This is a genomic window from Agrobacterium sp. a22-2, assembly GCF_012276985.1.
GTDB lineage: Bacteria > Pseudomonadota > Alphaproteobacteria > Rhizobiales > Rhizobiaceae > Allorhizobium.
Genome location: NZ_JAAXMM010000068.1, coordinates 1 through 435, shown reverse-complemented (window position 1 = coordinate 435; position 435 = coordinate 1). Strand labels below are relative to the sequence as shown.

1 protein-coding gene is annotated in these 435 nt (G+C 65.5%); it reads left to right on the top strand.

The features are described from left to right. The coding region (locus tag HFC70_RS26410; RefSeq protein ID WP_246735973.1) for a thiamine pyrophosphate-dependent enzyme at positions 1–435 on the top strand (435 nt) is incomplete at both ends.

Here is a 435-nt window from a genome sequence, read left to right as displayed (position 1 = left end):
CCGGCAAACTGAACGCCTTCGCGCCGCACGCCAAAGTGATCCACATGGATATCGACCCGGCGGAAATGAGCAAGCTGCGCCAGGCGCATGTGGCCCTGCAGGGCGATTTGAAAACGTTGCTGCCGGCGTTGCAGCGCCCGCTGAATATCGCCGCCTGGCAGCAGCAGGTGACGGCGCTGAAAGCCGAGCACGCCTGCCGCTACGATCACCCCGGCCAGCCGATCTACGCGCCGCTGTTCTTGCGCCAGCTGTCCGCCCGCAAGCCGGCCAACAGCGTGGTAACCACCGACGTCGGCCAGCACCAGATGTGGAGCGCGCAACACATGACGTTCGAGCGCCCGGAGAATTTCATCACCTCCAGCGGTCTCGGCACCATGGGGTTCGGCGTGCCGGCGGCGGTAGGGGCCCAAATTGCCCGTCCGCAAGATACGGTGA